8 protein-coding genes are annotated in these 8,674 nt (G+C 68.7%); 4 read left to right on the forward strand and 4 right to left on the reverse strand.

Going from position 1 to position 8,674, the window contains the following annotated elements; genetic code table 11:
- Positions 1–2 precede the first annotated feature (2 nt).
- Positions 3–1,718 carry an alkaline phosphatase D family protein gene (locus ACPCHZ_RS05205; RefSeq protein ID WP_423483742.1) on the forward strand — a complete coding sequence of 572 codons (1,716 nt, stop codon included), beginning with the start codon at positions 3–5 and terminating at the stop codon, positions 1,716–1,718.
- On the opposite strand, the gene ACPCHZ_RS05210 is transcribed toward ACPCHZ_RS05205, so the two are convergent.
- Both ACPCHZ_RS05210 and ACPCHZ_RS05215 read right to left on the reverse strand, forming a co-directional pair.
- A complete protein-coding gene (locus tag ACPCHZ_RS05210) occupies positions 1,681–2,103 on the reverse strand; it encodes a pyridoxamine 5'-phosphate oxidase family protein (protein ID WP_423483743.1) in 423 nt (140 codons plus the stop codon). The genes ACPCHZ_RS05205 and ACPCHZ_RS05210 overlap by 38 nt on opposite strands.
- Positions 2,100–2,948 (reverse strand): NAD(P)H-binding protein, encoded by an 849-nt coding sequence (locus ACPCHZ_RS05215; protein ID WP_423483744.1) that lies wholly within the window; start codon positions 2,946–2,948, stop codon positions 2,100–2,102. Before ACPCHZ_RS05215 ends, ACPCHZ_RS05210 begins: the two co-directional genes overlap by 4 nt.
- A gap of 80 nt (positions 2,949–3,028) precedes the next feature.
- Between ACPCHZ_RS05215 and ACPCHZ_RS05220 the strand changes: the two genes are divergently transcribed.
- Entirely contained in the window at positions 3,029–3,961 is a 933-nt protein-coding gene (locus ACPCHZ_RS05220) for an AraC family transcriptional regulator (protein ID WP_423483745.1), read from the forward strand.
- An 818-nt stretch (positions 3,962–4,779) separates the two neighbouring features.
- Here ACPCHZ_RS05220 and ACPCHZ_RS05225 read toward each other — a convergent pair.
- Together ACPCHZ_RS05225 and ACPCHZ_RS05230 are read right to left on the reverse strand one after the other, a co-directional pair.
- The gene (locus tag ACPCHZ_RS05225; RefSeq protein ID WP_423483746.1) at positions 4,780–5,586 is read right to left on the reverse strand and encodes a L,D-transpeptidase; all 807 of its coding nucleotides are present in this window, start codon (positions 5,584–5,586) and stop codon (positions 4,780–4,782) included.
- A gap of 129 nt (positions 5,587–5,715) precedes the next feature.
- Entirely contained in the window at positions 5,716–6,732 is a 1,017-nt protein-coding gene (locus ACPCHZ_RS05230) for an alpha/beta fold hydrolase (RefSeq protein ID WP_423483747.1), read from the reverse strand.
- 85 nt (positions 6,733–6,817) lie between these two features.
- Here ACPCHZ_RS05230 and ACPCHZ_RS05235 point away from each other — a divergent pair, with 85 nt between their 5' ends.
- Together ACPCHZ_RS05235 and ACPCHZ_RS05240 are read left to right on the forward strand one after the other, a co-directional pair.
- The gene (locus tag ACPCHZ_RS05235) at positions 6,818–7,738 is read left to right on the forward strand and encodes a LysR family transcriptional regulator (protein ID WP_423483748.1); all 921 of its coding nucleotides are present in this window, start codon (positions 6,818–6,820) and stop codon (positions 7,736–7,738) included.
- 670 nt (positions 7,739–8,408) lie between these two features.
- The gene (locus ACPCHZ_RS05240) at positions 8,409–8,633 is read left to right on the forward strand and encodes a hypothetical protein (RefSeq protein ID WP_423483749.1); all 225 of its coding nucleotides are present in this window, start codon (positions 8,409–8,411) and stop codon (positions 8,631–8,633) included.
- Positions 8,634–8,674: the final 41 nt, after the last annotated feature.

Below are 8,674 nucleotides of genomic sequence, written 5' to 3' on the forward strand. Positions count from 1 at the left end.
GAGTGCCTCTTGTGCTCGGTCCAGCGCTCCGCCATGTCGGCGAGACGACCGCGTCGGTGTGGGTGCAGACCGAGCAGGCGGCCACGGTGAGCGTCCTCGGCTGCTCGGCCCAGACGTTCGACGTGCAGGGCCACCACTACGCCCTCGTGGAGGTGACCGGCCTGACCCCCGACTCGGTCACCGAGTACCAGGTGACAGTGGACGGGCAGCAGGTGTGGCCGGTCGAGGACTCGCCGTATCCCGCGAGCGTCATCCGGACGCGAGGCCCGGAATCCGCGCCCCGGATGCGGGCGATCTTCGGATCGTGCCGGTATCCGAAGACCGAGGACGACAAGGTCGATTCCAAGCTCGGCCGCGACGCCCTCGACTCGTATGCGACCCGCATGGCCGGGCAGCCGATGGACGCCTGGCCCGACGCCCTGATCCTGCTGGGGGATCAGCTCTATGCCGACGAGCTCACCCCGGAGTCGCGGCAACACCTGGCGGGCAAGCGCACCCGGCGCAATTCGAACGGCAGCCGCCCCCCGGACGAAGTGGTCACTTTCGCCGAATACGAACGGCTGTACCGACATTCGTGGGGTGACCCGGAGATCCGATGGCTGATGTCGACCGTGCCCACGGCGATGATCTTCGACGATCACGACATCCGCGACGATTGGAACACGTCGGAGGCATGGCGCGCGGACATCAACACGAAGCCCTGGTGGCGCGACCGGATACGCGCCGGGTTGGCGTCGTACTGGGTCTATCAACACCTGGGCAATCTCACTCCCGAGGATCTGGCAGGCAATGAGGACTATCAGCGTCTCCTCGCCGCAGACGGTGACACCTGGCCGCTCCTGGTGGATCTCGCCGACCGCGCCGACGAGGAGGTCGACGAGAGCAAGGGCATCCGGTTCAGTTACCGGTGGGACCTCGGTCGCACCCGGCTGATCATGATCGACTCCCGCAACGGCCGGATCCTGGAGTCGGGCAACCGGATGATGATCGGTGAACGGGAATTCGCCTGGCTGGAAGACGAAGCCACCGACGGCGTCGAAGACGTCGACCACCTGATGCTCGCCTCGTCGCTGCCGTGGCTGCTGCCGCCGGCCATCAGCGATCTGCAGATGATGAACGAGCAGTCCGCCAACCGTCCCGACCTGCGTGGCCGCCTCGCCGAGAAGATCCGGCGCGCCGGTGATTTCGAGCACTGGGCGGCGTTCCTGAAGTCCTTCCTGCGCCTGACCGAACTGATTGGGCGGGTCGCAAGCCATCCCGACGGACCTGCCACCGTGAGCGTGCTCTCCGGCGATGTGCACCACAGCTACGCCGCCCGCGCACATCTGACCGACCTACCGGCGGCGGATCGCGGCGCCACCGTGCACCAGCTGGTCTGCTCGCCGGTGCACAACTATGTGCCCGCCGCGGTGAAGCCGGCGTTCCGTCTCGGATGGTCACAGCCGGTGGCTCGGCTGACCCGGCGCTGGGCCCGCCATCGTGACCTACCGGCCTTGCCGGTGAGCTGGTCGAACGTCTGCGGTCCGCTGTTCGGCAACACGATCGCGACCATGGAAGCCGACGGCCGGCAGGCCGAGGTGTTCTTCGAGCAGCCTCGCGGGTCGGCCGAACTCGACGAGGTCGGCCGGATCCCCCTGACTCGCGCAGCGCGGTCACCCGTGGCCGGGCGTTCGGGGACGGTCACATCGAGTAGCGACTCACCTGCTGCGGGCGGATGACCAGGCGAACCTGGTCCTGCGCCAGGATGTCGGCGAGGTCGCTCGCCCGGCCGGCGTCGCGAAGGTCCCAGTAGCGGGCGGCGAGCCGCGCGGCGAGGTCGTGCGCTCCGTCGGGCTCCACCGTCACCGGTCCGGTGATCGACACCCAGCGTTCGCGTTCGCCCACCGGTGCGGCGACGACGATTGAGGCGCGCGAATCCTCCCGCAACTGGCGGATCTTCGCGGTGTCCGGCCCGGTGAAGAGCTGCACGGTGCCGTCGTCGGAGACGTCGAACCACACCGGGCGCGGCTGGGGTGGGCGCGGCCCCGCAGCCACGGACAGGAAGCCGTGGAGCGGGCGTCGGAGGAACTCGCGGTCCTCGGCGGTCAACCCATCGGCGCTCACCGCCGCCACGCCCCCGCCACGGCGGTCCGCAGCACGTAGTCCTCGAAGGTGCGGGGCGGACGGCCCAGCACGGTCGCGACACCGTCCGTCGTGTCGGCGATGAGTCCGCGTTCCATCAACACGAACATCTCGGCGACATGGTGGGCGTCGTCCTCGCTCAGGCCGTCGGCTGCCAGCCCCGCCGCGTACTCGTCGGCGGAGATCTGCTTGTAGGCGATCGGCAGATCCGCCGCGCGGGAGATCAACTGCACCGCCTCCTCGAAGGTGACCGACCGCGGTCCGCTGAGTTCATAGACCTGTCCGGCGTGCCGACCGGGTTCGGTCAACACCGCGGTGGCGACGTCGGCGACGTCCTCGAGGTCGATGAACGGCTCGGGTACCTCGCCGGCCGGAAGCGCCAGATGGCCCGCGATCAGGGGGGCATGCCAGAGTTCCTCGTCGAAGTTCTGGGCGAAGTTGTTCGGCCGCAGCACGGTCCATTCCAGGCCCGAGCCACGCACTGCGTTCTCGGCGTCGCGCATGTCCAGGCCGAATGCGGAGTCGCCCCAGCTGTCGGCGCCGCGCCCGGAGAGCAGGACGAGGCGCTGCACTCCGGCGTTCTCGGCTTGCGCCACGAAGTCGCGCGCGGGGCCGGGCTTTCCACCGGGCAGCGGCGGGGCCACGATGTACGCGGCGGAGACCCCCCGCAAAGCCGGATTCCAGGTGCCGCGGTCGGACCAGTCGAACGGGATCTCGGTGCTCCGCGCAACCGCGCGGACCGGAATTCCGCGCAGCCGAAGCCGGGCGGCGATCCGGCGGCCGGTCTTTCCGGTTCCGCCGAGGACGAGGGTGTTGTCACTGCTCATGTGTCCATTGAACGGCGCGGAGCCGGACACTTCCATGGGTGACAAGCCGCAATGCATGTCCAATCGTCTAACCTGCCGGCATGGATGTGTTCGGTGATCTGTTCCGCGGGGTGCGGGCCCACGGTTCGCTGTTCGGCAGCACCACCCTGTCGCCGCCGTGGGCGCTGCACTTCGTGGACGGCGCACCACTCACGCTGTGCACCGTGCTGGGCGGGCAGGGTTGGATCGTTCCGGAGGACGGCCGGCCCGAACCACTCCACGCCTACGAGACGGTCGTCGTACGGGGACCCGGCACGTTCACCTTCGTCGACGAAGTGGACACCGACGCGGAACCCATCGCGTGCGGCGAGCACTGTGCGACGCCTGAACAGGGCGGCACCCGGCATCGGCTCGGGTGGACCGACCCCCGCGACGACAGCGGCTCGGCGGCGACGTTGATCGTCGGTGCCTATCCGGTGCGCGGCGAGATCAGCCGCCGGCTCCTGGAGGCGCTGCCTGTCGTCCTTCGTGTCCCGGCGGGCGGCACGGGGGACGCGGTGCTCGATCATCTCGCCGCCGAGGTCGCCGTCGACGCGCCCGGCCAGCAGGTGGTGCTGGATCGTCTGCTGGACTGGATGCTGGTGTGCACGCTGCGCGAATGGTTCGACCGGCCTGGCGGTGAGCCGCCGGCGTGGTGGGCCGCCCAGCGCGATCCGGTCGCCGGCGACGCGCTGCGGCTGCTGCACGCCGAACCCGCCGTGCCGTGGACGGTGGCGTCGCTGGCCGACCGCATCGGGGTCTCACGCTCGACGCTGGCGAAGCGCTTCGCGGACCTGGTCGGCGAACCCCCGTTGACCTATCTCACCCGGTGGCGCATGACGCTCGCGGCCGATCTGCTGATCGAGAGGAAGGCGGCAACCGTCGCCGACATCGCCGGCACGGTGGGTTACTCCGACCCGTTCGGCTTCAGCGCAGCGTTCAAACGGGTCCGCGGCGTCAACCCGAGCGAGTTCCGGCGGGCCGCTTCCGGGTAGTTCGCGCCGCTCGATCGATTAGCTGCGCCAGCGCGGTCGAGCGCGGATCAGGGGCCAGTGTCACGACACGGAAACGGCTCCGTCACGGGGGCAACTCGCTTGGGCGTCAGCCTGGCATCCACTAGTGGCGTTGCGTAGACAGGCATTACGGTCTGCCCTACGGTTGCGCAACAGGTAATTTTCGCCGCAGTCATTTTTGAGCAGAGTTGAAGGAGTCACCGGCAATGAGCACCTTTGGTCGGATTGCTGTACGAGTAGTAGCCGGTGCCGGCTTGTGTGTGGCGGCCGCGGCGCTGAGCCCGCATGCGGCAGCCGCCCCGTTGAAGACGGGTGGTTACCAGTGCGTGGACCAGGCCGCCGGTGCACCGGCGGCTCCCGCCGCACCGGCAGCTGCCGGCGCGGCGCCGCTGTGTCAGGCAGCCGGGGCCGCGGCGCCGTTGGCGCCGCCCCTACCCGTGGTGCCACCGGTCGCGCCACCCGTCGTCCCACCGGTCCCGGCCGCGCCGCCCGTGCCGCCCGTTCCCCTCGTCCCACCGGTCCCGGTCGTACCGCCCGTGCCGGCAGGCGCCCCCATCGCACCCGCGGCCGGCGGCGCTCCGCTCCTCGAAATGGGCGGTCTCGGCGGAAAGGGAGTGCCGACCGGAAAGACCTCGGCCACCGGTCCCGCCGCGGGTGCGCCGGTCCAGGCGGCTCCCGTGGACAAGGCGGTCCTGGTCAGGTAGCGCGGCGTCGCCGCGCCCACTCCCGGGTCACATGGTGTGTTCCGCACGCCATGTGGCCCGGATTCCGTTGTGGCGTGGATTCTCTGCGCCCGCTGACTAGTCCTGAACGATCACCGGATCACCGATGTTGACGGTGTCGAAGTACCACTGCGCGGCGGCCGGAGCCAAACTGATGCAGCCATGGCTGACGTTCTCCAGCCCCAACGATGCGACGGCCCACGGCGCGGAGTGCACGAACAGGCCGCGGCGAGTGAAGCGTACGGCGTCCTCCACCTCGAGCAGGTAGCCGTCGGGAGCGGTGACGGGGATGCCGACGCTGCTCGAATCCATGATTACCGTGGCGTCTTTCGCCAGCACGCTGTAGGTGCCGACCGGGGTCGGATACTCCGGCCGCCCCATGGTCGCCAGCAGCACGCCCTCCTCGCCGAAGCGTGGCAAGTGATGCGGCGCGGGCAGTGCGATCGGTGATCCCGCCGCCGCCCCGTCGATGGTCACGGTGAAGGTGTGATCCGAGATATCGGCGACCCCGACGACGGCGGGACCGGTCTCGAATTGCGTCAGCTTGCCGTTTACCGACAGGGCGACGGTGCTGTGCGCCGGCCAGAACTCATCCGGGACCCACTGCACCACCGCATCTTCCAACCATTCGAAGCGGCCGGTTCTGGCGGGTGTCGAGGTGATCCGGAGAGCGCGCTCGGCGGCGGCCCGGTCGGCGATCGGGCCGGCGAACGTCACCACCACCGGGTGCCCGACTCCGACGCGCGCACCCCGGGTCGGAGCGACGCCGTCGACGGCCCCGAACATCGGCAGACTGACCGCTGCGGCGTCGACGCCGGGTGTCCCCCCGAGCACGGCCGTGGTGGCGACCACCACCGGTAGAACAAGCTGAACAACTGCCCGCATCGACTCGAACCCCTGACTGACGCACGGTCTTGAACGTCGTCATCTTACGGGTGCGTCAATGCTCGAACGGCGCGGCGCGCGTTGAGGATTCGGTCAAGCGTTGGTCACGGTTCGGCCACGGCGGCGATATCAGGAGTGTTTGGCCACCTCGGCGATCGCCGACGCGAAATCCTGCGGCGCCTCCTGGGGCACGTTGTGGCCGATGCCGTCGAGGACCCGGTGCTGGTACCACCCGGTGTAGAGCGCGCGGTAGCCCTTACCGTCCTTGGCGGCGCCGTCGAAGTCGCTGGCGATGGTGATCGTAGGGACCGTGACCGGCGGCCGGTCGGCAAGCCGGCGTTCGTCGGCGTCGTAGCGGGCCTCACCCGGCGCGAGGCTCAGCCGCCATCGGTAGTTGTGGATGACGATCTCGGCGTGGTCGGGGTTGTCGAAGGCGGCCGCCGACAGGTCGTAGGTCTCGTCGGTGAACGTCCACGCCGGCGATGCGAGCTGCCAGATCAACTTGTTGAATTCGTGGGTGTTCTTCCGGTAGCCCGCCTCTCCGCGAGGTGTGGCGAAGTAGTACTGGTACCACCAACCGTGCTCGGCCTTCGGCGGCAGGGGTTCGAGGTTCGCGGTCAGATCGACCGTGATGTAGCCGCTGACGGCGACGAGGCCAGTACACCGTTGCGGCCACAGCGTCGCGACGACGTTGGCGGTGCGGCCGCCCCAGTCGTATCCGCCGAGAATGGCGGCGGGGATCCGCAGTGCGTCCATCAGGCTGATCACGTCGTGCGCGAGCGCGGCCTGTTGCCCGTTTCGGAGGATGTCCGCTGCGAGGAACCGGGTGGTCCCGAAGCCGCGCAGGTACGGCACGATGACCCGGAATCCCTGGCCGGCGAGCACGGCGGAGACGTCGGCGTAACTGTTGATGTCGTATGGCCATCCGTGCAGCAGGATGACGGGTGGCCCGTCTGGCGGGCCCGCCTCCGCGTATCCGACGCTGAGGTCGCCGGCGTCGATCTGCCGGATCGGGCCGAGCCGATGCGCGGGGGCCTGCGGCGCTCCGACCCGGGCCGGCGGCGGCGCGCACGCTGCGAGCGCAGTCGCGCCGGTGGCCGCCAGGGTCGCCAAGCGTGCGAAGTCCCGTCTGTTGACTGAGGTCATACCGTCCATCCGACCGCAGAATCATCATCGAGTCCAATGATCGTTGGCCATGAGGCACATCTGTGACATAGATACGATGACGTGCGTGGAACTCCGCCAGGTCGAGCACTTTCTCGCCGTCGCCGCAGAGCTGAGTTTCACCCGGGCAGCCGAGCGGGTTCACCTCGTGCAGTCGGCGCTGTCCACGTCGATCGCGAAACTCGAACGCGAACTCGGAGTCGAGTTGTTCGACAGGACACGGCAGCAGATCAGGCTCACCCCGGCGGGCGACCGTTTCCGCATTCATGCCCATGACGTCGTGAGGGTCACCCGCGCGGCCGGCGAATCGGTCGCCGAGTACCGCGGGGCTCTCAGCGGCACCATCGAGTTCGGCTCACTCATCTCCTTCGGACCCCTCGACGTCCCCGGTGCTCTCGGCGAGTTCCACCGCGCCAACCCCTTCGTGCGGTTACGGCTGCGGCTGAGCCAGTCCGGTGCCTCGGCCTATCTCGCCGCACTCATCGAGGGGTCACTCGACCTGGCGTTGATCTCGGTGCCCAACCGGTTCCCACCGCAACTCGACATGCGGCTGCTCTTCGAGGAGCCGATGGTCTTCGTGTGCCGTCGGGACCACCCGCTGGCCCGGCGGCGGCGACTCCGCCTCGCCGACGTCGCCGGCGAAGACCTCGTCGGCTTTCCACCGGAATTCGGGCTTCGCCGACTGACGGACGAGGCCTGCCGCGCCGCGGGCGTCACCGCGCGGACGTCCTACGAGGTGCCGGCCGGCTTCGCCGCCGTCGCCGAACTGGTCGGCAGTGGGCTCGGCACCGCGTTCATGCCGGCGTCGGAGGCGCAGAAGTTCGACCACCTGGACGCTCTCGACGTCACCGAACCCGTGACGTGGCAGGTCTACCTCGCGTCGCCGCCGAGCGACCGCTGTACACCGTCGACCGTCCGCCTGGCCGAGACCCTGCTCGGCGCCGCGCCCGCCGCGCGACAGGCGGTGCGCCCGCCGCAACGCCACTGATGGATGGCATCGATCGAGGTGGAGCACCTCGGTCGGCGTTGTTCGAGCGTCGTGTGCGGGCCGGAATGCACGGATCTCTGTGACGGTCCGGCGACGGCCCGGCCGGTCACAGCAATACCCCGCCGTGCGGTCCGCCCGGTGAGGCCGAAGACGGGCACGGCCCGCCGCGCCCGCCGGGGAGCGAGAAGGTCCGGCGGCCTGCATACCCGTCCCGGTCCCACCGGAGGCCCAAGCGGAGCACCGGTCACGATCGGCGACCTACCGGTGAAGCGCAGTGGCGTACAGCGGTAGCAAACGAATCATCGAGGTGAGTCCGACCTCCCTGAACCGCATCGCGCGCGCAACTCCCGGATGGCTGTGGCAAAAGCAGCACATACACCGCTGCATTCCCTCTAGGATTCCCCTCAGTGAACGTCGAGTGTTTCGTTCCCGCTTCGGCGAAACGTGACCGTTGTACGGCGGGTTTGATTCAACGAGCCAAATGGCTTGTCAACAAACCTGATCAGGGCACTCTGCGGCGAGATTCGTATGTAACAGGCGCGGATAATGGTTGCATCGACAAGGAAGTACCCACTCCGATTCGGGTCCGCATCATGAAATCGAGCCAACTATTGGCCTTTGTTGCGCAAACGCTTGCGGTCTTAGCATAAGGCGTGTTACAGCTACTCCCATGACCACGGCTTGGGCCGAAATTGACCGCGACAGTTATTTCGTCGACGTCAATAACGGGGATCGGATCGACTCGTGGTTGTCCTCCGCCGATGAACCGGCCGCCCCGTGGGCGGCCGTCGGCGGCGGCGCTCGCGCCTCGCGCCCGAACGGGATCGGACAGAACTGCACCGATGCGTGGTCGAAGGGCTCCTGCGAAGAAGCGGCAAAGGGCTCGACGTCCTAGAGATGTGACACGAACGTTCAGGGGGAGTCTCGGTGAATCGA

Source organism: Mycobacterium sp. NPDC050041 (genome assembly GCF_049541695.1).
In the GTDB taxonomy this organism is placed as follows: domain Bacteria; phylum Actinomycetota; class Actinomycetes; order Mycobacteriales; family Mycobacteriaceae; genus Mycobacterium.

Excerpts from the sequence above, each read along its gene's own strand:
- ACPCHZ_RS05215 (WP_423483744.1), bottom strand. The coding sequence starts at position 2,948 with ATGAGCAGTGACAACACCCTCGTCCTCGGCGGAACCGGAAAGACCGGC.
- ACPCHZ_RS05220 (WP_423483745.1), top strand. The coding sequence starts at position 3,029 with ATGGATGTGTTCGGTGATCTGTTCCGCGGGGTGCGGGCCCACGGTTCG.
- ACPCHZ_RS05225 (WP_423483746.1), bottom strand. The coding sequence starts at position 5,586 with ATGCGGGCAGTTGTTCAGCTTGTTCTACCGGTGGTGGTCGCCACCACG.
- ACPCHZ_RS05230 (WP_423483747.1), bottom strand. The coding sequence starts at position 6,732 with ATGACCTCAGTCAACAGACGGGACTTCGCACGCTTGGCGACCCTGGCG.
- ACPCHZ_RS05240 (WP_423483749.1), top strand. The coding sequence starts at position 8,409 with ATGACCACGGCTTGGGCCGAAATTGACCGCGACAGTTATTTCGTCGAC.